The 23,958-nt window shown below is 51.8% G+C and carries 28 protein-coding genes, 1 tRNA gene and 3 pseudogenes; 11 read left to right on the forward strand and 21 right to left on the reverse strand.

The window, feature by feature from the left end; genetic code table 11:
• Positions 1-783 (forward strand): IS3 family transposase (locus tag ACQE3Z_RS16040; RefSeq protein ID WP_426974563.1); only part of this gene is annotated, 783 nt, incomplete at its 5' end.
• A gap of 79 nt (positions 784-862) precedes the next feature.
• Here ACQE3Z_RS16040 and ACQE3Z_RS16045 read toward each other — a convergent pair.
• From ACQE3Z_RS16045 to ACQE3Z_RS16120, 16 genes and pseudogenes are all read right to left on the reverse strand, one after another.
• Positions 863-3,814, reverse strand: a complete 2,952-nt coding sequence (locus ACQE3Z_RS16045) for a hypothetical protein (RefSeq protein WP_426974564.1) — start codon at positions 3,812-3,814, stop codon at positions 863-865.
• A 152-nt stretch (positions 3,815-3,966) separates the two neighbouring features.
• Complete coding sequence (locus ACQE3Z_RS16050) at positions 3,967-4,419, reverse strand: lysis protein (RefSeq protein ID WP_426974565.1); 453 nt, start codon at positions 4,417-4,419, stop codon at positions 3,967-3,969.
• Entirely contained in the window at positions 4,400-4,912 is a 513-nt protein-coding gene (locus tag ACQE3Z_RS16055) for a lysozyme (RefSeq protein ID WP_426974566.1), read from the reverse strand. The genes ACQE3Z_RS16050 and ACQE3Z_RS16055 overlap by 20 nt, the downstream gene beginning before the upstream one ends.
• Positions 4,913-4,915: 3 nt before the next feature.
• On the reverse strand, positions 4,916-5,161 hold the full coding sequence (locus ACQE3Z_RS16060; protein ID WP_426974567.1) for a phage holin: 246 nt from the start codon (positions 5,159-5,161) through the stop codon (positions 4,916-4,918).
• Positions 5,162-5,320: 159 nt separating this feature from the next.
• Positions 5,321-5,695, reverse strand: coding sequence for a hypothetical protein (locus tag ACQE3Z_RS16065; protein ID WP_426974568.1), 375 nt, complete (start codon positions 5,693-5,695; stop codon positions 5,321-5,323).
• A gap of 208 nt (positions 5,696-5,903) precedes the next feature.
• Positions 5,904-6,518, reverse strand: coding sequence for a hypothetical protein (locus ACQE3Z_RS16070; protein ID WP_426974569.1), 615 nt, complete (start codon positions 6,516-6,518; stop codon positions 5,904-5,906).
• Positions 6,508-6,633 carry a YlcG family protein gene (locus ACQE3Z_RS16075; protein ID WP_426974570.1) on the reverse strand — a complete coding sequence of 42 codons (126 nt, stop codon included), beginning with the start codon at positions 6,631-6,633 and terminating at the stop codon, positions 6,508-6,510. The genes ACQE3Z_RS16070 and ACQE3Z_RS16075 overlap by 11 nt, the downstream gene beginning before the upstream one ends.
• A gap of 157 nt (positions 6,634-6,790) precedes the next feature.
• Positions 6,791-7,033: a recombination protein NinG gene (locus ACQE3Z_RS16080; protein ID WP_426974571.1), complete on the reverse strand. Its 243-nt coding sequence runs from the start codon at positions 7,031-7,033 to the stop codon at positions 6,791-6,793.
• A 228-nt stretch (positions 7,034-7,261) separates the two neighbouring features.
• Complete coding sequence (locus ACQE3Z_RS16085; RefSeq protein WP_426974572.1) at positions 7,262-7,402, reverse strand: hypothetical protein; 141 nt, start codon at positions 7,400-7,402, stop codon at positions 7,262-7,264.
• Complete coding sequence (locus ACQE3Z_RS16090; protein WP_426974573.1) at positions 7,399-7,950, reverse strand: phage N-6-adenine-methyltransferase; 552 nt, start codon at positions 7,948-7,950, stop codon at positions 7,399-7,401. The genes ACQE3Z_RS16085 and ACQE3Z_RS16090 overlap by 4 nt, the downstream gene beginning before the upstream one ends.
• 186 nt (positions 7,951-8,136) lie before the next feature.
• Positions 8,137-8,593, reverse strand: a pseudogene (locus tag ACQE3Z_RS16095) (YbcN family protein).
• On the reverse strand, positions 8,559-8,756 hold the full coding sequence (ninD, locus tag ACQE3Z_RS16100) for a protein NinD (RefSeq protein WP_426974574.1): 198 nt from the start codon (positions 8,754-8,756) through the stop codon (positions 8,559-8,561). The pseudogene ACQE3Z_RS16095 and the gene ninD overlap by 35 nt, the downstream one beginning before the upstream one ends.
• Before the next feature lie 180 nt (positions 8,757-8,936).
• Positions 8,937-10,286: a replicative DNA helicase gene (locus ACQE3Z_RS16105; protein ID WP_426974575.1), complete on the reverse strand. Its 1,350-nt coding sequence runs from the start codon at positions 10,284-10,286 to the stop codon at positions 8,937-8,939.
• Position 10,287: 1 nt separating this feature from the next.
• Positions 10,288-11,079 (reverse strand): replication protein, encoded by a 792-nt coding sequence (locus ACQE3Z_RS16110; protein WP_426974576.1) that lies wholly within the window; start codon positions 11,077-11,079, stop codon positions 10,288-10,290.
• Between the two features lie 234 nt (positions 11,080-11,313).
• Positions 11,314-11,591: pseudogene (locus ACQE3Z_RS16115) on the reverse strand (CII family transcriptional regulator).
• A gap of 126 nt (positions 11,592-11,717) precedes the next feature.
• Positions 11,718-11,903 (reverse strand): Cro/CI family transcriptional regulator, encoded by a 186-nt coding sequence (locus ACQE3Z_RS16120; RefSeq protein ID WP_426974577.1) that lies wholly within the window; start codon positions 11,901-11,903, stop codon positions 11,718-11,720.
• Between the two features lie 80 nt (positions 11,904-11,983).
• Here ACQE3Z_RS16120 and ACQE3Z_RS16125 point away from each other — a divergent pair, with 80 nt between their 5' ends.
• From ACQE3Z_RS16125 to ACQE3Z_RS16135, 3 genes are all read left to right on the forward strand, one after another.
• Positions 11,984-12,637 carry a LexA family protein gene (locus ACQE3Z_RS16125; protein ID WP_426974578.1) on the forward strand — a complete coding sequence of 218 codons (654 nt, stop codon included), beginning with the start codon at positions 11,984-11,986 and terminating at the stop codon, positions 12,635-12,637.
• Between the two features lie 350 nt (positions 12,638-12,987).
• A complete protein-coding gene (locus tag ACQE3Z_RS16130) occupies positions 12,988-13,257 on the forward strand; it encodes a hypothetical protein (protein ID WP_426974579.1) in 270 nt (89 codons plus the stop codon).
• A 3-nt stretch (positions 13,258-13,260) separates the two neighbouring features.
• Complete coding sequence (locus ACQE3Z_RS16135) at positions 13,261-13,569, forward strand: hypothetical protein (protein WP_426974580.1); 309 nt, start codon at positions 13,261-13,263, stop codon at positions 13,567-13,569.
• Between the two features lie 34 nt (positions 13,570-13,603).
• On the opposite strand, the pseudogene ACQE3Z_RS16140 reads toward ACQE3Z_RS16135, so the two are convergent.
• Positions 13,604-14,745 (reverse strand): annotated as a pseudogene (locus ACQE3Z_RS16140) (IS3 family transposase).
• A 54-nt stretch (positions 14,746-14,799) separates the two neighbouring features.
• Here ACQE3Z_RS16140 and ACQE3Z_RS16145 point away from each other — a divergent pair.
• A complete protein-coding gene (locus ACQE3Z_RS16145) occupies positions 14,800-15,948 on the forward strand; it encodes a site-specific integrase (protein ID WP_426974744.1) in 1,149 nt (382 codons plus the stop codon).
• An 18-nt stretch (positions 15,949-15,966) separates the two neighbouring features.
• Here ACQE3Z_RS16145 and ACQE3Z_RS16150 read toward each other — a convergent pair.
• Positions 15,967-16,043, reverse strand: a tRNA-Arg gene (locus ACQE3Z_RS16150).
• A 181-nt stretch (positions 16,044-16,224) separates the two neighbouring features.
• On the opposite strand from ACQE3Z_RS16150, the gene folD reads away from it, so the two are divergent.
• Both folD and ybcJ read left to right on the forward strand, forming a co-directional pair.
• Positions 16,225-17,091: a bifunctional methylenetetrahydrofolate dehydrogenase/methenyltetrahydrofolate cyclohydrolase FolD gene (folD, locus tag ACQE3Z_RS16155; protein ID WP_426974581.1), complete on the forward strand. Its 867-nt coding sequence runs from the start codon at positions 16,225-16,227 to the stop codon at positions 17,089-17,091.
• The gene (gene ybcJ / locus ACQE3Z_RS16160; RefSeq protein ID WP_426974582.1) at positions 17,091-17,303 is read left to right on the forward strand and encodes a ribosome-associated protein YbcJ; all 213 of its coding nucleotides are present in this window, start codon (positions 17,091-17,093) and stop codon (positions 17,301-17,303) included. The genes folD and ybcJ overlap by 1 nt, the downstream gene beginning before the upstream one ends.
• Before the next feature lie 77 nt (positions 17,304-17,380).
• Here ybcJ and ACQE3Z_RS16165 read toward each other — a convergent pair whose 3' ends face one another.
• The 3 genes from ACQE3Z_RS16165 to cysS form a co-directional block, all read right to left on the reverse strand.
• Positions 17,381-18,472: an oxidoreductase gene (locus ACQE3Z_RS16165; protein WP_426974583.1), complete on the reverse strand. Its 1,092-nt coding sequence runs from the start codon at positions 18,470-18,472 to the stop codon at positions 17,381-17,383.
• Positions 18,465-19,223, reverse strand: coding sequence for a DeoR/GlpR family DNA-binding transcription regulator (locus ACQE3Z_RS16170; RefSeq protein WP_426974584.1), 759 nt, complete (start codon positions 19,221-19,223; stop codon positions 18,465-18,467). Before ACQE3Z_RS16170 ends, ACQE3Z_RS16165 begins: the two co-directional genes overlap by 8 nt.
• A gap of 170 nt (positions 19,224-19,393) precedes the next feature.
• A complete protein-coding gene (gene cysS, locus ACQE3Z_RS16175) occupies positions 19,394-20,773 on the reverse strand; it encodes a cysteine--tRNA ligase (RefSeq protein ID WP_085067661.1) in 1,380 nt (459 codons plus the stop codon).
• Between the two features lie 245 nt (positions 20,774-21,018).
• Here cysS and ppiB point away from each other — a divergent pair, with 245 nt between their 5' ends.
• The 4 genes from ppiB to purK all read left to right on the forward strand — a co-directional run bounded on the left by ppiB (position 21,019) and on the right by purK (position 23,948).
• Positions 21,019-21,513: a peptidylprolyl isomerase B gene (gene ppiB / locus ACQE3Z_RS16180; protein WP_249893841.1), complete on the forward strand. Its 495-nt coding sequence runs from the start codon at positions 21,019-21,021 to the stop codon at positions 21,511-21,513.
• Complete coding sequence (lpxH, locus tag ACQE3Z_RS16185; protein WP_426974585.1) at positions 21,513-22,229, forward strand: UDP-2,3-diacylglucosamine diphosphatase; 717 nt, start codon at positions 21,513-21,515, stop codon at positions 22,227-22,229. Before ppiB ends, lpxH begins: the two co-directional genes overlap by 1 nt.
• A 145-nt stretch (positions 22,230-22,374) precedes the next feature.
• Entirely contained in the window at positions 22,375-22,884 is a 510-nt protein-coding gene (gene purE / locus ACQE3Z_RS16190) for a 5-(carboxyamino)imidazole ribonucleotide mutase (protein WP_250652085.1), read from the forward strand.
• Positions 22,881-23,948, forward strand: a complete 1,068-nt coding sequence (purK, locus tag ACQE3Z_RS16195) for a 5-(carboxyamino)imidazole ribonucleotide synthase (protein ID WP_426974586.1) — start codon at positions 22,881-22,883, stop codon at positions 23,946-23,948. Before purE ends, purK begins: the two co-directional genes overlap by 4 nt.
• The last annotated feature ends 10 nt before the right edge of the window (positions 23,949-23,958 follow it).

Consider the following 23,958-nt stretch of genomic DNA (forward strand, 5'->3'; position numbering starts at 1 on the left):
TTTTACGCCTGGCTTCAGCAGCCGCATTCACCACAGCATCAGGCGGATCTCAGGCTGACAGGACAAATCAAACAGTTCTGGCTGGAGTCCGGTTGCGTTTATGGCTATCGCAAGATCCATCTCGACCTGAAAGATAGAGGGCAACAGTGCGGGATAAAGGCTCAGGTCGGGTATCGAAGCCCACGAGCGCATAAAGGTGAAGCCAGTATCGTGGCACCCAACAGACTCCAGCGTCAGTTCAACCCGGAAGCACCGAATGAACGTTGGGTAACGGACATAACTTACATCCGAACTCACGAAGGGTGGCTGTATCTGGCCGTAGTTGTTGACCTGTTCTCGCGCAAAGTTATTGGCTGGTCAATGCAACCCTGGATGACAAAGGATATTGTTCTGAATGCACTGCTGATGGCTGTATGGCGGCGTAATCCCCAAAAACAGGTGCTGGTTCATTCTGATCAAGGGAGTCAGTACACAAGCCATGAGTGGCAGTCGTTCCTGAAATCACACGGACTGGAGGGGAGTATGAGCCGTCGTGGTAACTGTCACGATAATGCGGTTGCAGAAAGCTTTTTCCAGTTACTGAAACGCGAGCGGATAAAGAAAAAGATCTACGGAACGCGGGAAGAAGCCCGCAGCGATATTTTTGATTACATCGAAATGTTTTATAACAGTAAGCGTCGACATGGGTCGAATGATCAGATGCCACCGACGGAATATGAAAATCAGTATTATCAACGGCTCAGAAGTGTCTGGATTATCCGTGGTGATTCATGCCCCTTGTAATGATCACTAAATAAAGTGAGGTTGGCTTAGGCGGCCAGCGGACACCTAAGCCAACTTTCTCAAGCGTTTTCTTAACCGCTTATGCACTGAACCTGTAAGTCACCCATGTAGAACCGTTCCAGATGGCACCCTGCGGATTGGTAGGAACCAGCTCCGTATGATAAGTCAGGCGCTCGCCCAGATAAGGCTGGTATTGTTTACTGATATTAGCGCTCAGATTCATCTCTTTAGCAGCACTTCCAAATAACTTTTTACCCATCCCATAATGGTTGACACCTTCCAGACGTAAAGGCCCTTCCACCGTAGAACCGGAGAGAATTAACGGTGCATCTTCACTGTCATCACGGACATTGCGGAAGGTCAGCCCCCAGGCTTTTGTATTCGCGGTACCGCCCTGTATAAGCGGAATCTTCCGCACATCATTGCCAATAACCTGCACGTTATCCAGAGTCATTTCCCCATTACCCCATGTCTGAATCAGTGAAGTCATCAGCCCAGTTGTAAGCGGTTTTTCATCGGTTTCGTATTCCACAAAACGAATGGTAAGATTACGAAGCTGGGTATTATTACCAACGTCATTAATCACGGGCGCGGTAAAATCGGCTTTAACAAGGATAGTATCGCCATCACTGACAATGCCGCGAACATTTGATGTAGATACACCGGTAGAAAAATATAGAGGATTTAGCTTATTCGTATCAGGATAGGCACCAGCCTGATTTTTAGGCCACGCATGGAATGTGTTATCACGAGAATGAACTAAGGCATAGGTATTTTTCGAACTCAGCGAAACAGCACCATATAGGCGGTTACCTGAAAAAAGAAAATACCCACGGCCGTCAATAGCAACAACGCCCGAGCCACTCCCGCTGACCTGGTTATCACCAAACACAATCGCAAAAACCTCTTCTTTATTCAGGTTAAGGAAAGTGTTGTTACAGATACGAGCTGAATCCTGACCACGAATAACCATGCCCGCAGATTCACTGTTTTTCGTTACGAGGATCGTATTGTTGGTAAAACTCAAGCCAGCGGACTTGCGGTTTGGTGCGACGCGGTTAAGGATATCTGCTGTACCATCTGCTACAAGCACACATGAATCAATTGTTACGCCTGTAATCGCAGCCGAAATTAGTGCTCCACCTTTTGCAGTAAAAGTACATCCATGAGCTGTCAGACCTGCTTTGTCTGTGGATGCGCCACTGTATCCCAATTGTTCAGCTTTAATGTATTCGGGCCTTGGATCGAAATCTTTTGCGCTCAGAATAGCCGTAATGGATGCAAAACCAAGCTGAGGGTTACGCATCAGTCCGGCAGCTGGATCGCAGATGCCAAAAGAACCTGTACAGCCATGAAGACGCATACGACTATTAGATGATTGGAAAGGGATATAGCAATCACGCACTTGAACGTTATAAAGCGTCACTTCAACTTTATTTTCGGCCTTAATACCCAGGGTATATCCTTCTACCTGGCAATTCATGATGGCATTGCCAGAAGCAATATGATCGGTGCTTAAAATTGATTCATTTTTTTTATGGAGATTAAATAGGATCTGTGGGACATATTTTTGGAAAGCAAGGCTATCATTAGACCACACTGTCTCATGGTCAATGGGATACTCATTCCAGATACCAATATAACCACAAATACCACCTTTGGTCTGGATTCCCTTGGACGTCGTATAATCGGCTTCAAAACGTCGGGTATTACGTACGGTTGTACCATCAACAACCATTCCATAGCATGAGCTGGCAAAAATAAAGCCACCGGTATGATCCGCGTCTTCGGCCCCTGTAGCTGAAGCAACGACCTGGTTAGCACTAATATTTTCACCAAGACAGCCCTGAATACGTGGGCGATAGCATTTTAGCAGGCGGATGCCATTGCCGTAGTTATTTTTGAATTTGCAGTCAACAAGCTGGAAATAGGCAGCGTATTGAACATCCATAAGACGCGCGCCATTTCCCCAGGGCTTTGCATGGTTAACACCTGGATTTTCTGCCGTGCCGCCCTGATATGACTGCTTACTGTAATCAAATTCCAGCCCTTTAATGGTAAACGGTGGAAATGGACAATTGGTGTCAGTCGGGCTAAATACACCTTCAGAAGCGTCATTGTCTTTAACTTTTGCCACTGCACCTGAACCTGAGCCAAAGAACAGGAAGTGTCTCATCTCGTTATACCAGCCGTTGTTTACCGCTCTGGTAACGTTGGTCAGTGAGCCCTGGGAAGGAAAATCATTTGTTCCCTTAGTACGACCATATTTTAGTGCCGGCAGGTAATAACCCTCTTCAGATTTCACTGATGTTTCTGCTGCCACCCATAATGATAAGGCATCTTTACTGTTAAACAAAGCAACCAATCCTTTAACAACCTGCGTACCTTGATCGCCAGCTTTGGTTGTATATTTGATTGTCTGATCAGCGACAATAAAGCTAAACACCGTGCCTGTAGGATAAACACCGTTAGTAGCCAACTGAGAATTAGGAGTAATGGTTACGAAGGCTGGGTCTGGACTGTCATATTCTGGCGCTTTGTCCTCTGGCACCAGAACGCAGCCATAAGCATCAATGACACAACCGGGGTCTTCTGGTTTTGCTACCAATAAAATTCGAGCTGTTCCAGTATCAGCCGTTCCGACCTTTCGGGACTCTTCAAATCCACTGCCAATATTTACCTTCCCAACAGGCATTTTAATGGTTCTTCCTGTTGAAAGGCCATACTGCCAAGCTTGAATCAGCTTTTCACGGCAATCTGTCTTGCCATCTGCAATTACCCCAAACCATGAAGCCTGTACATCGCCGTCAAACTGGCGCTTCAGTCGGCTTCCATTGTTTGTAACTAAGGTGATTACACCATCATCGGGAGTGTTATCATCAGCAGGATCATATTTAAAAAAGCCACCATTAAAGAATACAATGACGCCAGGCTCAGGTGTCATTGCTTTAATTTCTTCGATTGTTTCAGCAACGCTGTAACCAGCATTTGAAGGGCCTGTTGCGACTGCCTGTGTATTTTCTGAAGCCATATAGCATTCCTTATCAAGTTGGAACTACAGGTGAGTCAATCCAAGGATTGAACAGTAAAATCGTATATATAAAAGATCACTGATAAAGCCGATGGGTAATACATTCAATATGGTAAAGCAAAGAAGATAGTTTATTAGCCTTTTATTTAAGCCTATTTGAAGCACTGCTCACGCACGAAGGCTTGCAGCCCCGTTAGTTGTTTGGTAACGGTTTCAATTCGGCTTCTGAGAGTGAAATAATCCCGCTCAGCGGCGTCAGTAAGTCCGGGGCTGGCTGCATCATCCATGCCGGTGGCGGCGATGGGGAATTGTTTCTGGCAGGTGGCGTTGAGCTGCAACCGACGGCGGCCAGAGTCAACATCCCGATGCAGATCGCTAATGGTTTTTTGCGCATCCGCTAACTCCTTTGTGTACTTCTGGTCGAGGGCCGCAACACTTTTCTGTCTGCGTTGCAGATCATTGATAGTTTCCTGCCTCTGTTCCGCCAGACTAGCAGCGCTTGCATATTTTGTGTGGTAGTGATGAGCAATCGAGCCGAATATCACCACACAGGCAGCAAGAAGTAACCATAACAGGGAACGCCAGTTATTTGTCAGCCAGATCATCAGCACTCCCCGCCAGGCATATTGAACGCTCCATGTCGCGGCGGTTCATCAGGCCGCGCCACTTCACCCCGCCTGCGTATACCCAGCGGCGCAACTCTTCACAGGCGCCATCAACATCGCCGGCGTTGAGCTTCTTCAGCAATGTCGATTTGGAAAATGCACCGATGCCAACGTTATAGGTGAAGCTGTAGATGGCAGCACGCTGATATTCGCCGAGAGAAACTTTCATCAGCGGATCGACCTGAGCCTTTACCAGACTCACGCGGTTCCACAGCAGGCGGTTGCATTCCTTATCGGAGTAGCGCTTGCCTGGAATTACTCCGGCGCCGGTAATGCCGTCACAAACTGTCCACACTCCCCCAACGTCTTTATAGGGGTCGTATACACGCCCTTCCACGCCATCCTTACCACCGAGGAAAACGGTAGTAATCAGCATCGCTCCGCCGCCAGCTGCGGCCAGCAATTTGTTACGCAGGCTGTTTGACATAGCCATATGCTAATCCTCATTCAGTTCCTGCTGCGTGGGCCAGCGCTGGAGAGCCTGAATCTGCGCCAGAGTGCGTTTACGTTTGTAGTACCAGTTAATAGCGAATGTGAATAAAGCCACAATGATGCCTGCGATAACGCCCACGGCGCTCCACTCGTCAGGGCTGAGCTGGGTCAACAGGCCGTTGGCTACTGCCCCAGCAGATGCGCCGTAAGCTGCGCCTGATGCCAGTTTGCTCATATGGTTGATACTCATTACCACCTCCGCAAAAACGGTCGGTGCTGTGTGTCGTTGTTGAAAGGGATAAAGTGCGCATCGGCGACGAAGCGTCAGAATGAAGGTTGAAGTGTATCGCCGTGCGCAAAAGAAAAAGGCCCACCGAAGTGAGCCTTGTGTAAAGTAACATGAGATGCGCTATGGATTTTTCCTTAGGTTTTGCAAAACATTCTTGATGCACAGCGGCATCATTCTTTCCCTAAAAAAACCTCTAGCTTCTGAGTATGGTGTGGTCATTTCTCCGACCATCTTCCTGAAACCTTCACCACCCTCGATAGAAACCTTTATAAATTCATTTTCGTCGATTGAGTAATCGGAAAGTACATGCCCATCTGATTTAAATGTCTTAATTTCTTCGTTAACTATCTGCTGGACATTTTCTTTTGTAGAGGCTGACCTGTCAGTAATTCTCCACTCCATTTCGCATAACTCACCCGCTGATTTTTCCGGTTCAGATAGAGCAGCAAAGGATGAAGTAGATGTCAGCAAAATGAGAATGCCGATAAATTTCATAATTCCTCCGTGAAAAGAGAAATTATAACTTTCAGATTGTAATAAAAACAGCCCTGCTTAATGTCAGGACTCTGGAGCTTTAAAACAAAAAGCCCCGACATTGCTGTCAGGGCTTAAATCCTTTTGCTCAACTACTTTTGTTACGAGCATATCAGAAATTTAGCAGTTTTATTTCGCGTTTTCAAGTTATTTTTGCAACTCATCCGGTTTAGGCAGCAATCTTCTGCTTGTTAGCATCAAGTTCGCGCATTACCGAGTGAAAGACACTAGCCTCAAGTAATTCACGACACCACCTGATGCGTCGCCATGCTGATTCAGGCGAGATACCGGTGAGCCGAGACAACTCAACAGCAATGTCTTGCGCGCATTTGCGCTCGCAGTAGTATTTAATGGCTACATGACGAATCGGGTTATCGGGTGCGAATGTGCTGCAGATGACAGATTCAACCAGGTCAGCATCTTCCTGCTCGTTGGCGCGGTCGAGGAGATTGCTTACTGAGTTCTGCGGGTTAATGAGCTGCTTCGCTTTGATGAACAGCTCATCTCCGCGATATCCCTGCTTATGCAGATTGTTTACCACGTCCATAATCCGCTCTGATTCTCTGTCGTTCCACTCCTGCCGTATCATCAGCCTGCCGATAACGCTGCACTTCCCTGAATCTGGCCCCACATGGCCGCCGTACTTCTCGCCCCATACATCAAGCAGGCAACGCACCCATGCGGATTGCAAAGGAGTTATGAGCTTTACGGGCTTGAGGTAACGCTTCTTCAGGTCGGATTTGCGCATCACCTGAGCTAACTGGGTCAGTGCTTCAGCCTGCATGTTTCGCCTCCATGATTTTTGCTGTGTTGCGCAATATGCGGTAATTGATTTCATACATGCCGCGCATTTTCATGATGCGAAGCTTCAGCCACTTCTCTTTGAGGTATTCGGTCATGAACTGCCTCTCGTTAGTAATTTAATCATTTGATAGCGACGCATGAAGCTGATAGCGCGCCACTTCACAGAGATCGCTCTGTCATCCCGCTTTATTCTCCAGGCTGCCCATGCCAGCACTGCCGCCATAACAACCGGATAGATAAAAAGCATCCATTTCATGCTGCCTCTCTTTGCTTACTCAGCTCTCTGGTTTTCTGTCGATAAAGCGCGGTCAATTCTTGCAACTCCTGCCGCGTCCACTTCTTCAGCTCATGCGGCCCCATCAGACGATCGAAGGCTTCCTGACCTACCTTCTCAATGAGCCGCGGCTTGTACTCTCCGATATTCCCGGACAGGCGGGATCGCTTTGTAGGCTGGAAGATAAGGTTATCTATCGCTTTCTGAGTTAGTGACCTCATCTTGCGCGGCTCTCCATGAATCTTGCTCTGCTGTCCATATAGCGAAGCTGGTCAACGCTGAATCCCATATGCTCGCTGATTATCTGAAAGCTCAGTCCCTGCTGGCGAAGCCTCTTAACTCGGCTGCACTGTTCAGGTGTATGGCGTGTGTATCCGCTCATGATTCACTCCTGCGATTGGTTACGTTTTGCCAGTAGCGGCTCATTACTGCATCAGGAACGCGTAGTTTTATCTGCCCCGGTACGCCCAGTTCTGAACCCCTTTAACGGGCCGCCGCAACTGTCGGGCAATAACATCAACCGGCACTTTTCCGGCAACCCGCCGGATGTATGCTGCGTCGTCAGCGCTGAACGGTGTTCGTTTGTTCATGCTGCACTCCTGATTGATGCCAAATGCTTGCCATACACCATTAACTCGTTGTGGTCGACATAACTCGTCATTGCTTTACGCCGATGTAATGGGTTCCAGATAAGAAGCATTGACCCTTTGTTGTTCCCGTTTACTGGTTTGCCCGTGTCTGCCCTGACAAAGGAAATCCGCCCACCGGTAATAAACCTAACTTCCGTTACTTCTTTCAGCGCCTCTTTAAACCAACCTACAGAGGTATCCGCTGGCACAAGCATCACTACGCCATGACTTCCTTCTGGAAGCGCGTTGGCTTTCTGTACCCACGGGCCGATATCGTTGTACGGCGGGTTGCACCAGAGATATCCATCTGGAAGCATTTCCCAGTTCGTTTCCGGCGCAAGAGCATCATCCGCCTCGGTCAGGTAAACCGGGTGTCGGTGGTTGGCATCACTTGCCGCAATGTCCGCCACGAAGTGAAACTCTCTGTCCAGAGCCAGAAATAGATCCACCGGCGTTTGCCAAAAGTCTTGAATGTCTGGCGGTGTGTTACTGCCTGTATAATCTGTCATGCTGCGCTCCTGTCCTCAGCGTTTACGCCCCCTGCTGGGCTGTCGTGTACATGGGATAACGTGTCGGGTCATATGGGTCCACTTCCATCTCTGCCGCGCTGCGCTGATATACGCAGTGAGGTTTCTGACAGACGTGAGCAAGCCACACAGCCTCATCAATGGCTGCGCCTATATCGGTGAAAAAGGTCATTGGTTTTGCTTGTCTCGTAGCTTCGCGTATTCGCTGTCGTCGGGAACAGTCAGGCTGCAACCAATATTCAGCGCCCAGCCTTTAACCTGCGTCAGGTAGAAATGTATATCACCGGTAGCGAGGTCTGAGGTGTGCCGTAGCGAACGGGTAGTGGTTTTCTCCCCCCGTTACCACATCAACCATCTCCCGCTCTTCGTAGCCGAGACAGGTGTGTTTCATGGCGTCTTTTACCCATTCAGGAGACGCAAAAGGCTTACCGCGCCGGATGAGGAAGGCGCCGATTTCTGCGTACCACATATGAGATAAAGCGTTCTGGGAGAGGCTGCGTTTGTCGCGCCAGGGTTTAATCGTGAGTCTGTAGCATTCGCCGGATTCGAGCAGAGGCTGAAGCTGTTGCCCGATGGCGTTGAAGTTTGATTTATGGAGGCGTAAGCCGTCCTTCGGTATCTCCATCTCTCCTCCGGTGCTCATCTCTTTCCGGGATCGGGAATTGACCCACTGGCGATGCCTCACATCGAATGCACCACTTATGCCACCAGGGCAGGTCTTCGCGGAATCTGTCTGCTGGTTTGGGTATCTGGCATCTGTCGCAGCAGTACAGATGTTGGTTTGTCATATCACTCTCCTTCCTGATGCTTGCCGGGCGCCCTCTCTTGCTGCTCAAGCACTGGCAGCGCTATCTCAAGGGCTTGCATGTAGAGTTCTTCTCTAATGCTCAGACCAACCTTTGGGTTTGCCTGGTGTTCTTTGAGGTGCCCCATGTGACGACGTGCAATATCAGCGGTTAGCTTGTTTATCATTTGCCTCCGTAGCGCCAGCCGTTGGCTGGCTGCTCTTTGTTCTGGTTTTCGGCGTACTGCCTGGCTGCAGCCTGCTGGTCGATGTTAACGAAGTGACCACTCTTCCAGCCCATATAGAACGTCTGCGGCTGGCCTGAGCGGTATTTCCCGATGATGATTTCAGCAATGCCTTTCAGGTCGCTGTTATCGTGATAAACCTCATCCCGGTATGGGAAGATAATCACGTCGGCATCCTTCTCAATTGAGCTGGAGCCAGCCAGGTCGCCCATGTTTGGCCGCTTGTCGCCGCGTCCGTCAACGTTGCGGTTAAGCTGAGCCAGCAGGATTACCGGCACTTTGTTGCGCAGGCAGAACTGCTTAAGCTTGCGGGTGACTTCGGCGATAGCCAGGTCGGGCCGGTCAGCCTTTGGCATATCAATCAGGGTCAGGTAGTCGATAGCAAGGAAGCTAAGTCCGCCATCCATGTTCATCCGCTCAGCCTGAGCAATGATTTCGTCGATGGTGAATGAGCCAGCCAGAACGTAGTTATCTTCATCCAGAAGCGTTCCGGTCGCCGTGGTAAGCCGCGTGTAATCTTCCTGAACCATCCCAAGCGGGTTACGCAGTGTGGTGATTGACAGGCCGCCACGGTCAGCGATATGGCGCTCAACAACCTGCGTTTCTGACATCTCCATAGACATCAGCAATCCCCGCCCTTTCTGGCGCCCAATCGAGTTAGCGATGTTGATTGCCAGCTCGGTTTTACCCATGCCAGGACGACCGGCGATGATGATGAGGTCTGTGCGGTCAAAACCACCGTAAGCGTCATCGATCGCCTCAATGCCCGTCTGCAGGTACAGCCCTGACTCAGAGCCTCTCATGCGCTCTTCCAGCACATTCAGGTAGTCGGGTATCAAATCGCCAATACGGCGCGGGAGTTTATCGTTGGTCTCAAACTGTAGTTTTGACAGGATGCCGGTTACTTCTGCAATCCGATCGTTGATGTCGTGGGCGCTGATGCTTCGCAGCGTCTCAACCGCTTTCAGCAACTCGGCTTCACCACGCCTAACCATCCAGCACTGCCGCACCCGCTTCGCCCAGGCTTTGATGTTTGCTGCTGAACTGCAGCGCTTCACCACGTCCAGCACGAAGTCTTTGCTCTCCTGCGGAACGCCATCCTGAACTGAGAACATATCGATTGGCTCAGCTTTCTCCAGCAGGCTGCAGATGACCTTGTACATGCTGCGCAGGTGGTGGTTAGCGAACGCATCAACCGGCAGCTTTCCGGCGATTTCACGGCAATCCACGTGATCGCCTTTCACCATGAGAGCCCCAATCAATTGCTCTTCAAAATCGTAGCTCTCCATGTCACTGCTCCTGGCTGATGATTTCGTCGATTTTCTTCTGGGTCAGCGCCGTGTCGATTCCGTATCGCTTGCCAGCAGGGTTGGCACCGCATGCCCAATCAGTTGGCTTGTAGCCAAATTCGATGTAGCCGTTGATAAACACGTCAATCTGCTGTGCAGGTCGGCCAGTTTCTTTGCAGTGCTTCAGGTGGGAGTCGTACAGGCGTTTGATGCCCTTTTCTGTCGTGTCACTGATGCTCAAAATTTTTGGCAGGCCGAATGATTCCGCTTTCCGGTTCCATGTGTCTTTCAGGCGGTCACGGTCGAAGTGGTATTTACTGACTACCTGACGCTTTGGTTTTTCTTTAGGAACCGAACGATTCCCTTCTGGGGATATAGGGGTTTCTTTTTTCTTTAAAGAGTTTCTTTTGTGTGTCTCTAGATTCGAGACTTCATTTGTCTCTAAGTTAGAGACTTTATTTGTCTCTGCTTTAGAGACAAGGTTGCTAACCTGGTGACTCTTGCTGAAACGCCATGCTGAAACCTCCTTGTTGATGCCGATTTGACTGCCTTCTCTGAACAGACAATTCATTTCCAGCAACTCCTTTTTCGCCTTGTTAACGTTCTGGCGGGAGATACCGGTGATGGATGCGATCTGCTCATCAGCAATGCGGTCTGACTTCTTGTTGAAGCCATATGTCTTACGCATGTAGGCGAGCATTATCTTCAACTGGCGAGCGGTCAAATCAGCGCTGGCAATGGTCTCCAGAAGCTCGTTAGCGACTTTGGTATACCCATCATCGATATCGGCCACTCTGTGCTCCATGCCCTCCGTAGAAGGGCGGTAGTCTGCTAGTCTTGCTAAGTTACTCAATTGCCCTTCCCCTTCGCTTTGTGGTCTTGCCGCATGCCTTTCAGCTTCTCAACAACGACCGGATTGGTAGAGCAGATGAAGTCGAGACGAGCAAGGTTTTTGTGGGTCAGGTAGTTCCCTTAAATGTGCTTTCGTGTCATAATTACCTTGTTGAAATTAGCTACTTTCAATGAATTAAGCCTCAAGTCTGTTCGCGCAGTTTTGAGGTTTTTCTTTTTTCAGTAATCTAGCCACTTGCTTAGCCAGATTCGCCATCTCATCGTCTTCCACGCCCCATTCAAGAATCGCCAGCAACATCGCCATCTTGGGGAGCATGCTGCTCTTCCACCTGGTTATCTGAGACTCTTCAACGCCAAGCTCGTTAGCTATCTTTCTCTGTCTGCGAATTGCGATACGGTTGAAAATATTCTTGTAATTTCATTGGCTTTCTTGCGTGTGCTTGTAATTTCCATTACATAGACTTCCTTTGTTAGTTAATTGGTTACATGAGCAAACCGTGGGATTTGCCACAAATGTGCTCCGGCATTTCGGCTGGAGCGGCGCAGGTTTTTAAAGAACGGTGTTACAAAAGGTGTTACTTATGCAGCAGGGCGATAGATAGTGCCCTGATACTTCAGAACGCCAGCGGTGACGATTTCCAATCGGTAGGAGTCTTTCTCAGGAATAACTTCCTTCCACTGAGATACAGCGGCATCGGTTAAACCTAATGCCTTGGCTACCGCGCGCTGTGTTCCGAAGTAGTCTATTACATCTTTCTTGTACATGGACTTGCCCGAAATTAAAGAACACTTAAATTATCTATCTAAAGGAAACTTAAGTCAACCGGATTTAAGATATCTTAATTATGAATATGCAAACGATCGGTGATCGCATACGTGCGAGACGCAAAGAGCTAAGGTTGACGCAAAAGGATTTAGCATCCAGAGTTGGTGTATCTCATGTCGCTATCTCTCAATGGGAGAAGGATGAGACCGCACCACGGGGTGATAACCTGCTTCGCCTGTCGGACGCGCTGGGGTGCGCACCTTCTTACCTGCATAACGGAGATGATTCCGAAAGCAATGTCGCCCCTGCAACGGTGGACTTCCGCGCAGTGCCTATCATCAGTTACGTACAAGCTGGATACTGGACGGCGGAATGTACTATTCGTTCTATAGAGGGAGATATAGAGTTTCTGCATACTAATATGGACTTATCAGACTCAGCATTTACCTTGATAATCAAGGGCGACTCAATGAAGCCGGAATTCCGTGAAGGGGATGCGATAGTAATTGATCCTGAAGTGGCTCCTTTGCCAGGTGATTTCGTCGTGGCAAAAAACGGCGAAGAGGAAGCTCTCTTTAAAAAATATCGCCCAAGGGGCGTCATTGATGGTCAGGACGTTTTCGAGCTGGTCCCGCTAAATGAAGACTATCCCACTATGCGCTCTGATCAGGTGCCTATAAGGATAATCGGCACGATGGTTGAGCATCGAAGATACAGAAAAAGAAGATCGTGATCACAAATCCAACCCGCCATCGTGCGGGTTTTTTATTATCCCTCCTTAAATCCCATATCTTTAAGTCATTGATTATCATCTGACACTTAAAATAATTAAAGTTTCTTTAAAATCATTCTTGATCTTAAATTTAAGTTATCTTAAATTAAATACCATCAGCAGGACGCACTAGCCAACAGGATGTTGGATCGCTCTTTAACATTGATGAAGTTTGTCTCCGCAGAAATGCGGGGAACCAAAGAGAAGTTGGCTTTGGGATGTGGTAGCGCAGTGGCAGACGCGGGCATAACAGCCGTACCTCTGGTTCGATTCCAGACCACATCACCTAAGCCAATTACCAGAGGTACACCATGACAGTAGTCATCACCATTCTGGCTTCCGATAACGCCAGAAATCGTCGTAGAGCACGCCGTGCAGAGATGCAGGCACAACGTCAGGCAGATGAGCATCTGGCTCGTAAAATCGCTGTAGCCGCTTCTGGATGCAGCACAAAGGTAGTGAAAGCAACCACTCTGCCGAGTCTTCGCGATCGGAATGAAGGCGGTGCTGTATGTCTGCCGGCTGTGGCTATCTACAGTGCGGGCTTCCGTCAAGCAAAAGATATCGTAACGGCGAGGTAATGGATGAGTAAGCGACTGGAGATTTTGAAAGCCTCTCTCGCTAAGAAAGAGACTCGATTTGATGAACGACTTCAGAAACATTTTGAAACAGTCGCGATGACAAATGGACAGCCGCTGAACGATAAGCGCAATGGCCGCGCAACGCTAAGCAAGTGGGATAAACAGAGCGACGTACTGAGGGCGCTACAGGACAGCATTATGAGAACTAAGAATGCTACCGAACGAGAGGAAAAAAACATCGCTAATGCCTGTCTCGTTGACCTCCCGGCGTACATTCAGCAGGCGATAGAAGATGGACTGATAACTCAGTAGCGAAAGCATCCGCGATTCTTTTTTGTGGTTGGAGTCAACAGCGCTCGCATCGGTCTTCCGATTCGTCTGGTGATAACCCACAGTTATATTCATGCGGCCTGAGTACGCTGTAATACCCAACGATATAATTCGTTATTGCGCGGGCTGCGTCACTGAAGCTCATGTAACCCGTCACTGGCATCCATTCGTTCTTCAGGCTCCTGAAGAAGCGCTCCATTGGACTGTTATCCTAGCAGTTTCCACGCCGACTCATACTCTGCCTGATCCGGTATCGCCACAGTACTGCCGGAACTGCCTGCTCGTATAATGACTGCCCTGGTCGCTATGGAACATCACTCCGACGGGCTTACCGCGAGTTTCCCATGCCATTTCCAGCGCTTTCATGGTGAGTCTGCTGTCCGGCGAGAACGACATTGCCCAGCCCACTGGTTTTCTTGCCAACAGGTCGAGAATAACGGCGAGGTACGCCCATCGCTTGCCTGTCCAGATATAGGTCACATCACCGCACCACACCTGGTTTGGCCCTGTTACGGCAAACTGTCGTTCAAGATGATTCGGGATAGCAACGTGCTCATGACCGCCACGTTTATACCGGTGAGTCGGCTGCTGGCAACTGACCAGCCCCAACTCTTTCATGAGCCTGCCAGCAAGCCAGCGCCCATCTGGTAGTATCTCTGGGTTGCCATTGTGGCGATACTTCTTGCGCCGGCAGAGCCATGGATGATGTTATGCAGCTCCAGAACCTGACTGCGTAATACAGCCCGCCTGCCGTCTGGCTTTTCAGGGCGGTTTTTCCAGGATTTGTAGCTGCTGCGATGCCCCCCGAACACGTGGCAGAGTATGGCCACAGGCTACTGCGCTCTGAGTTTCCCGATTAACGAGAACTGTTCAGGGAGTCTGACATCAAGAGCGCAGTAGCCTTTTTTAATATTCTGTTTCCATTTCAATGCGTTGTAGCTTTTGCTTCAGCTCGCGTATTTCGATCTATTCCGGGGTAATAGGGGAGGCTTTTGGTGTTTTATCCTGCCGCTCATCACACAACTGCTTCACCCATCGCGTCATTGTGGACAGACCAAAATTCATAGCGCTGGCAGCATCTGCAACCGTATAGTTTTGGTCAAGAATCAGTTGAGCGGATTCATGTTTGAACTCTGCGCTGAAATTTCTTCTTTTCATTGGGACACCTGTAATGTTCTGAGGTGAGCATATCACCTCTGTTCAGGTGCCCAAATTCACTATGCCACTACATACGGGAGTTACACGACGCCGGGCGGCAAGCGAATTAAGGAATCTCTTGGCACAGAGGACCGAAAGCAAGCACAGGAGCTGCACGACCGCCGGAAGGCTGAACTGTGGCGAATAGAGCGTCTCGGTGACTTTCCTGACGTCACATTCGAAGAAGCCTGCATGCGCTGGCTGGAAGAGAAAGCGCACAAGAAATCTCTGGATGCAGATAAGGGCCGGATTGGATTCTGGCTCATGCATTTTGAAGGTGTTTTTCTGAAGGATATCAGCGAGGCGAAAATTTACGCTGCGGTCAGCAGGATGACCAACCGAAAAGCAGCGGAAAGATGGAAGCAGCGTGCTGCATCGATGCAGAAGAAAGGAATCGATATTGGGATGTATAAGCCGGAGCCGGTATCCACATCGACGAAGGCCAAGCATCTGGCGTTGATGAAGGCGCTGATGCGTGCAGCTGAAAGGGAATGGAAGTGGATCGAGAAGTCACCTGTTATCAAGGTGCCGCAGGAAAGAAATAAGCGGGTACGGTGGCTCGAACCCGCTGAAGCAAAGCGGCTAATTGATGAATGTCCTGAGCCGCTCAAGTCTACCGTAGAGTTTGCACTGGCGACAGGGCTGCGCCGGTCGAACATCGTCAATCTGAAATGGCAGCAGATTGACATGCAGCGCAAGGTGGCATGGATATACCCGGAGGAAAGCAAGTCAGGCAGAGCAATTGGCGTTGCATTGAATGACACAGCCTGCGCCGTTCTGAAGCGGCAGCTTGGCAAGCATCACAACTGGGTGTTCGTACACACCGAAGCTGTGAAGCGGAATGACGGAACGACAACGGCCAGCGTCAGAAAAATGCGCGTCGATTCAAACACTGCATGGCGGGCAGCGTTAAAAAGAGCCGGCGTTGAGGACTTTCGATTTCATGACCTTCGACACACCTGGGCAAGCTGGCTCATTCAGTCAGGAGTTCCGCTATCCGCGCTGCAGGAAATGGGTGGCTGGGAAAGCATCGAGATGGTGCAGCGTTATGCACATCTGGCGCCTAACCATTTAACGGAGCATGCGAGGCAAATTGACGCGATTTTTGGAAGTCGTGTCCCAAATCTGTCCCACGTTGAAAATCTGAAAGCTGGAGGCGAGTGATAAGTGGTTGATATTTAATGGCACGCCCTACAGGATTCGAACCTGTGACCTACGGCTTAGAAGGCCGGTGCTCTATCCAGCTGAGCTAAGGGCGCATTGATGCGTTGCGTCGAATTATACGGCGCAAAGACAACGAGTCAACGTTTTTGCAGCCGTGTCGTTCCCATCGCCGAAGATGTAACCAGCCAGCGTGATTCAGGGACTGACAGCAGCCTGTGCTTCTGACAAAATATGCCCCATTCCCCGATTCACTCAAACAGATGGATTTCTTCACTGATGGCAGCAAAAATTATCGACGGTAAAACGATTGCGCAGCAGGTGCGCCTTGAAGTTGCCGAAAAAGTGAAACAGCGTCTGGCGCACGGAAAACGCGCGCCGGGTCTGGCCGTGGTATTGGTGGGAGAAGATCCCGCTTCTCAGATCTATGTTAGCAGCAAGCGCCGCGCCTGCGAAGAAGTCGGTTTTATCTCTCGCTCTTACGATCTGCCCGTCACCACCAGCGAAACTGAGCTGCTGGCGCTGATTGACGCCCTGAATAATGACCACGAGATCGACGGTATTCTGGTGCAGCTGCCGCTGCCTGCGGGTATTGATAACGTCAAGGTGCTGGAACGCATTGCCCCGGATAAAGACGTAGATGGTTTTCACCCGTATAACGTAGGCCGCCTGTGCCAGCGCGCTCCGCTGCTGCGTCCCTGCACGCCGCGCGGCATTATCACGTTGCTGGAGCGTTATAACATTGAAACCAACGGCCTGAATGCAGTAGTGGTTGGCGCATCGAATATCGTTGGACGTCCGATGAGCCTTGAACTGCTGCTGGCAGGCTGCACTACCACCGTTACGCATCGCTTTACCAAAGATCTGCGTCATCATATTCAATACGCCGATCTGTTGGTGGTCGCCGTCGGTAAGCCGGGCTTTATTCCTGGTGAATGGATTAAGCCGGGCGCCATTGTGATTGATGTGGGCATTAACCGTTTAGAAAGCGGCAAAGTAGTGGGCGATGTCGATTTCGAGGGCGCGGCCGAACGTGCATCCTGGATTACCCCGGTGCCAGGCGGCGTTGGACCGATGACGGTGGCAACGCTGATCCAAAATACGCTGCAGGCGTGCGAAGACTATCACGATAAAGGAGCCGTATAATGGCGACATTTTCCCTGGGTAAACATGCGCATGTGGATTTATGCGACCTGCTGAAGCTTGAAGGCTGGGTAGAGAGCGGCGCAGTGGCCAAAAATCTGATTGCCGACGGACTGGTTACCGTTGATGGCCAGGTTGAAACCCGTAAACGCTGCAAGATTGTGGCGGGACAAACGGTTGAGTTTGAGGGTCAGCGCGTAACAGTAACGGCCTGATGCCGCTGAGGCGATGAGATCGCCACTGTTGAATGTGAAACAGCCGGCTAAGCCGGCTGTTTTTTATTGCTGCACCGTTACTGCACCTGCGGAAAACGCAGCGCACTCTTTTCCCCGGCGCTGAGCGCTGGCGACTGGGCCTGACCGCTTTCTGATGCTTTTACTGCCGCCTCCAGTACTGCCATTACCGCCAGCGCCTGCTCAGGCGGTACCGGATTCTGCTGCGCACCGTTCAGCGCATTGGCGATCTGAATATAATACTGACGCTGATCGCCCGCTGGCACAGGCAGCTGCGTTTGCGCTTCGCCGCTATAAAGCACCATCGCTTCATCATCTTCGCCCCACCCTGCACTGCCAGGTGTCACCCCAGCCAGCAGCTGGCTTTCCTGGCGATCGGCCCGTGCTTTAATCAGACTGCCTTTGGTGCCGTGTACGCTAAAGCGCGCTACGCCACCGGCCACCAGCATGCTGCAATGCAGGATCACGCGATGCGACGGATAATTTAAGACCGCATGCGCCCAGTCATTCACTTCCGCATTATCACGCAGCGTGGCGATATTGCCCTGAACGCTCTCCGGCAAGCCAAACAGCTGAAGCGCCTGATCAATCAGATGTGGGCCGATATCGAACCACAGGCCGCTGCCCGGCACGTTCTGCTCGCGCCAGCGCACGCGAACCTGCGGACGGAAACGATCAATATGTGATTCAAACTGCACCACATGCCCCACCTGCCCCTGCTCTATTGCCTGGCGCACGCCGAGATAGTCGCTGTCCCAGCGGCGATTGTGGAATACCGACAGCAACAGCCCTTTCTCCTGCGCCAGCGCGATCAGCTCCCGCGCTTCCTGCATATCCAGTGTAAAGGGTTTATCAACCACCACATGCTTGCCCGCTTCCAGAGCCTGACGCGCCAGCGGTGCGTGCGTGGTGTTCGGCGAGGCGATCACCACCAGATCGATTTCGGGATGGGCGATCGCCTGCTGTGGCTCAGCGATCACACGCATGCCAGGAAAATCGGCATGGACTTTGGCGGCATCGCTGGAGGCGATAGCATACAAGTTCAGGCCCGCCGTAGCGGAGATCAGCGGTGCATGAAAGGTTTTACCGGCAAAACCATAGCCAATCAGCACAACGTTAAGCATCTTTGCAGGCGTAGCGGTGTTACTCATGTTGTTCTCCTTCAGCGATAACAGAGACGTCGGTAGAGGATAAAGCAGGCAGCTCATCCCAGCGACGATCGATAAACAGGCGTTGTATCTCAGCTAAATCCGCGACCCGATGAGGCTGGCAGCGATTCAGTTTTAAATGATCGGCTACCAGCCAGCGCTGGGCGCTGAACGCCAGCATGGCGCGTTTGATTTCTGCATCCGCCTCATGGCTGGCGCTAAGTCCCAGCGTGGGATGCACCGCGCAGGCACCCAGCACAGCAATATCGGCACGATAACGCTGCAGCATCGCCAGCGTGGCGGCACCAGCGAACAGGCGTTGCTCAGTGTCCCACTGCCCGCCCAGCAAAATGAGCTCAATCCCAGGGCGATCGTTCAGCGCCCAGGCAATATCCAGCGAGGCGGTAATTACCCGCGCCGGAACGGTCAGCGCAGCGGCTACCGCCAGCACCGTGCTGCCTGCATCCAGCATCAGCGTACTGCCCGGCGGGATCTGCGCCGCAACCGCTTCTCCCAGCCGCTGTTTGGTTGTGTTGAGTAGCGCGCTGCGCGCCCGACGCGTCATGGCCGGTAGATCCAGCGCAATCGCCCCGCCATGATTTTTCTGCGCCAGCCCCTGCTGTTGCAGATCGTTCAGATCGCGACGCACGGTATCAACCGATACCTGCATTATCTGAGCAAGCTGCGTCACGCTGGATTGTCCCTGCTCGCTGAGCAGCGTTAATAAGGCTTTTTGCCGTGCGGCTTTATGCATAAATATCCTCCATGAAAGCAATATACAGCAGAATACTGCAATATACTGCAAGATACTGCAAGATACTGCAAGATACTGCAAGCTTATCAGAAAGGGCTCGCTAAAGGATAGCGTTAGCGGGAAGTAAAGAGAGCAAAAAAAAGGCCGGTGAGTACCGGCCTTACAGAGGTTTATTTACGACGCCAGGTAGTGCCCTGAGGCCCATCCTCCAGCACAATGCCAAGCGCATTCAGCTTGTCACGCGCGATATCCGCCTGCGCCCAGTCTTTGGCCTGGCGCGCATCGTTACGCATCTTGATCAGCGCTTCAATCTCCGCGACATCGTCATCCTGCGCCCCGCCCTGCAGGAACAGTTCAGGATCCTGACCCAGCAGGCCCAGCACGCCCGCCAGCTCGCGCAGGCGTGCGGCCAGCCCGTTTGCGGCAGTCATATCTTCCGCTTTCAGGCGGTTGACCTCACGCGCCAGATCGAACAGCACCGAATAGGCTTCCGGCGTATTGAAGTCATCATCCATTGCCTCACGGAAACGAGCCACAAAAGCCTCTCCGCCTGCGGCTTCAGCGCTGGCATCGGTGTGGCGCAGTGCGGTATACAAGCGCTCCAGTGCCGCGCGTGCCTGTTTCAGATTCTCTTCGCCATAGTTAAGCTGGCTACGATAGTGACCGGACATCAGGAAGTAACGCACCGTTTCCGCATCAAAGTGCTGCAGCACATCGCGAATGGTAAAGAAGTTGCCAAGAGATTTAGACATCTTCTCGCGATCCACCATCACCATGCCGGAGTGCATCCAGTAATTAACGTACGGGCCGTCATGCGCACAGGTAGATTGCGCAATTTCATTTTCATGGTGCGGGAACATCAGGTCAGATCCGCCGCCGTGAATATCGAAATGCTCGCCCAGCTGTTTGCAGTTCATTGCCGAACACTCAATATGCCAGCCCGGACGTCCGGCGCCCCACGGTGACGGCCAGCTTGGCTCGTCCGCCTTCGACATTTTCCATAAAACGAAATCCATCGGATTGCGTTTCACATCTGCTACTTCCACCCGGGCGCCCGCCTGAAGTTGCTCCAGGTCCTGACGGGAAAGGCAGCCATAATCCGCATCGCTGTCCACGGCAAACATCACGTCGCCATTGCTGGCAACATAAGCGTGACCACGAGCAATCAGCTTTTCCACCAGCTCAATAATTTCGCTGATGTGGCGTGTGGCGCGCGGTTCCAGATCGGGCGGCAGAATATTCAGCGCACGGAAATCAGCATGCATTTCCGCGATCATGCGGTTGGTAAGCTCTTCTACCGTTTCCCGGTTTTCATTGGCGCGCTTGATAATTTTGTCATCAATATCAGTGATATTGCGCACATATTTCAGCTGATAGCCGCTGTAGCGTAGGTAGCGCGCCACAATATCAAAAGCCACGAAAGTACGGCCATGGCCGATGTGGCTGAGGTCATAAACGGTAATGCCGCACACGTACATGCCCACTTCTCCGGCATGAATCGGTTTAAATTCCTCTTTTTGTCGCGTCAGGGTATTAAAAATTTTAAGCATTGAACTTTCCGTATAAGCGTGTGCGGATAAACGAAACCAGAAGGTCTATTTTTCACGTAAGCGTCGCGCAATGCAAGAAAGTACACCGCGCAGCGCACTTGCGGCAGGCAGAAAAGGCCCATTGCGCTTACTGACGCCAGCGCGCGAATTATGTTATAAGGGGCGTCTGTTAAAACTGGCCTGGCACTCTGCTTCAGCGTGCGGGTACAGTATCTTGAAAACACCAACCTTTACAGGATGAGATTATGGTTACTTTCCAGACTAATCATGGCGATATCGTGATCAAAACGTTTGATGACAAAGCGCCTGCAACCGTGCAGAACTTCCTGGACTACTGTCGTGAAGGTTTCTACGACAACACCATTTTCCACCGTGTGATCAATGGCTTTATGATCCAGGGCGGCGGCTTTGAGCCGGGCATGCAGCAGAAAGCCACCAAAGCAGAAATCCGTAACGAAGCCAACAACGGCCTGAAAAACACCCGCGGCACGCTGGCGATGGCGCGTACTTCCGCACCGCACTCTGCTACCGCGCAGTTCTTTATCAACGTAGCAGACAACGACTTCCTGAACTTCCGTGACGAAAGCCTGCAGGGCTGGGGTTACTGCGTGTTCGCCGAAGTGGTAGAAGGCATGGATGTGGTTGATAAAATCAAAGGTGTAGCCACCGGCCGTAGCGGCATGCATCAGGACGTACCGAAAGAAGACGTGATCATTCAGAAAGTCACCGTTAGCGAGTAATGTCACGCACGCTATTCATCGCAGATCTGCATCTGTGTCAGCAAGAACCGGCAATTACTGCCGGTTTTCTGCGTTTTTTACAGCGCGAAACGCAAGATGCTGATGCGTTGTATATTCTGGGCGATCTGTTTGAGGCCTGGATCGGCGATGACGATCCCAATCCACTGCATCAGCAGATTGCCGCTGCGCTGCAGGCGCTGCCGCTGCCGGTTTACTTCATCCATGGCAATCGCGATTTCCTGCTGGGCAAACGCTATGCCAGCGCCAGCGGCATGCAGCTGCTGCCGGAAGAGCAGGTGCTGAATCTTTATGGTCGATCGGTGCTGATAATGCATGGTGACACGCTCTGTACCGATGACGAAGGCTATCAGCGTTTTCGCCGTAAAGTGCATCAGCGCTGGCTGCAACGGCTGTTTCTCGCCCTGCCGCTGCGGCTGCGTCAGCGTATTGCGCTGCGTATGCGCGACAGCAGTAAAGATGCTAATCAGCATAAAGCGGTTGAGATTATGGATGTGAATCCTCAGGCGGTAATGGAGACGATGGCACGCCATCAGGTGCAGTGGCTGATCCATGGCCATACGCATCGTCCGGCGGTACATACGCTGACAGTGAATGGCCAGCCAGCGGAACGTCTGGTGCTGGGTGCCTGGCACAGCGAAGGGTCAATGATTGAAGTTACCCCGCAGCACCTGTCTCTGATCCACTTCCCCTTTTAAAAGCGGTCAGCACGCCGCTTTTACTCAGGTAAACCCGCTACGCAACCGTTTTCCTTCCGATTGAGTCATGTTATTCTCTGTGCCCTTCCCGACCGCGTGAAAACCACGCCGGTGACCTTTGGATAATCACAGGAGTCACATCCGCATGTCTCTTAACGCCGCCCCGACCCGCATCGCCATTGTCATGGGTTCAAAAAGTGACTGGGCCACTATGCAGTTCGCTGCGGAAATCCTTACCGTTCTGGACGTTCCTTTCCATGTTGAAATCGTTTCTGCGCATCGCACGCCCGATAAGCTGTTCAGCTTTGCCGAAGGCGCGGCGGATAACGGTTTTCAGGTGATTATCGCCGGTGCCGGCGGCGCGGCGCATCTGCCTGGCATGCTGGCGGCAAAAACGCTGGTGCCGGTGCTGGGCGTGCCGGTACAGAGCGCGGCGCTGAGCGGCGTTGATAGCCTCTATTCTATTGTGCAGATGCCGCGTGGTATTCCGGTGGGTACGCTGGCGATTGGTAAAGCGGGCGCGGCCAATGCCGCACTGCTGGCAGCGCAAATTCTGGCGACACACGATCGTGAGCTAGCGACCCGACTTGCCGCCTGGCGACAGGCGCAAACCGATGAGGTGCTAAATAACCCCGATCCGCGGGAGGAAGCATGAAGCCGGTTTGCGTACTGGGAAATGGTCAGTTGGGAAGAATGCTGCGTCAGGCGGGCGAACCGCTGGGTATCGCGGTTTATCCAGTTGGTCTGGATGCTGAGCCGGAAGCGTTGCCGATTCAGCAGAGCGTGATCACCGCTGAAGTTGAGCGCTGGCCGGAAACCGCGCTGACGCGTGAACTGGCGCGCCATTCAGCCTTTGTGAACCGCGATATTTTTCCGCTGCTTGCCGACCGTTTAACGCAAAAGCAGCTGCTCGATCGGCTGGGGCTGGCAACCGCGCCCTGGCAGTTGCTCTCTTCTGCTGAACAGTGGCCGCAGGTGTTCGCGCAGCTGGGCGAACTGGCGATTGTTAAGCGTCGTACCGGCGGCTATGACGGCCGCGGTCAGTGGCGTTTGCGCGCCGGAGAAACCGATGCGCTGCCCGGAGACTGCTACGGCGAATGCATCGTTGAGCAGGGCATCAACTTTTCTGGTGAAGTTTCGCTGGTGGGCGCGCGTGGACATGACGGCAGGACAGTGTTTTATCCGCTGACGCATAACCTGCATCAGGATGGGATCCTGCGCACCAGCGTAGCCTTGCCGCAGTCTGAACCGGCCCTGCAGCAGCAGGCGGAGCAGATGCTGAGCGCGATTATGCATGAGCTTAACTACGTTGGCGTCATGGCGATGGAATGTTTTGTGGTGCCGCAAGGCCTGCTGATCAACGAGCTGGCACCGCGCGTGCATAACAGCGGGCACTGGACGCAAAATGGCGCCTCCATCAGCCAGTTTGAACTGCACCTGCGTGCGATTCTTGACCTGCCGCTGCCGCTGCCGGTAGTGAGTATGCCATCGGTGATGGTGAACCTGATCGGCACGGCGCTTAATCAGCAGTGGCTCAGCGAGCCGCTGGTGCATCTGCACTGGTATGAAAAAGAGGTGCGGCCCGGTCGTAAAGTAGGCCACCTGAATCTGAGCGATCCCGACAGGCAGCGCCTTGCGGCTGCGCTTCAGGCGTTGGTGCCGATGCTGCCGCCAGAGTATGCCAGCGGCATTGAATGGGCGCAGGCTACGCTGCGCTAAGCGGTATGGC

The sequence above is a fragment of the Pantoea sp. FN0307 genome, from assembly GCF_050113815.1.
In the GTDB taxonomy this organism is placed as follows: Bacteria; Pseudomonadota; Gammaproteobacteria; order Enterobacterales; family Enterobacteriaceae; genus Mixta; species Mixta alhagi.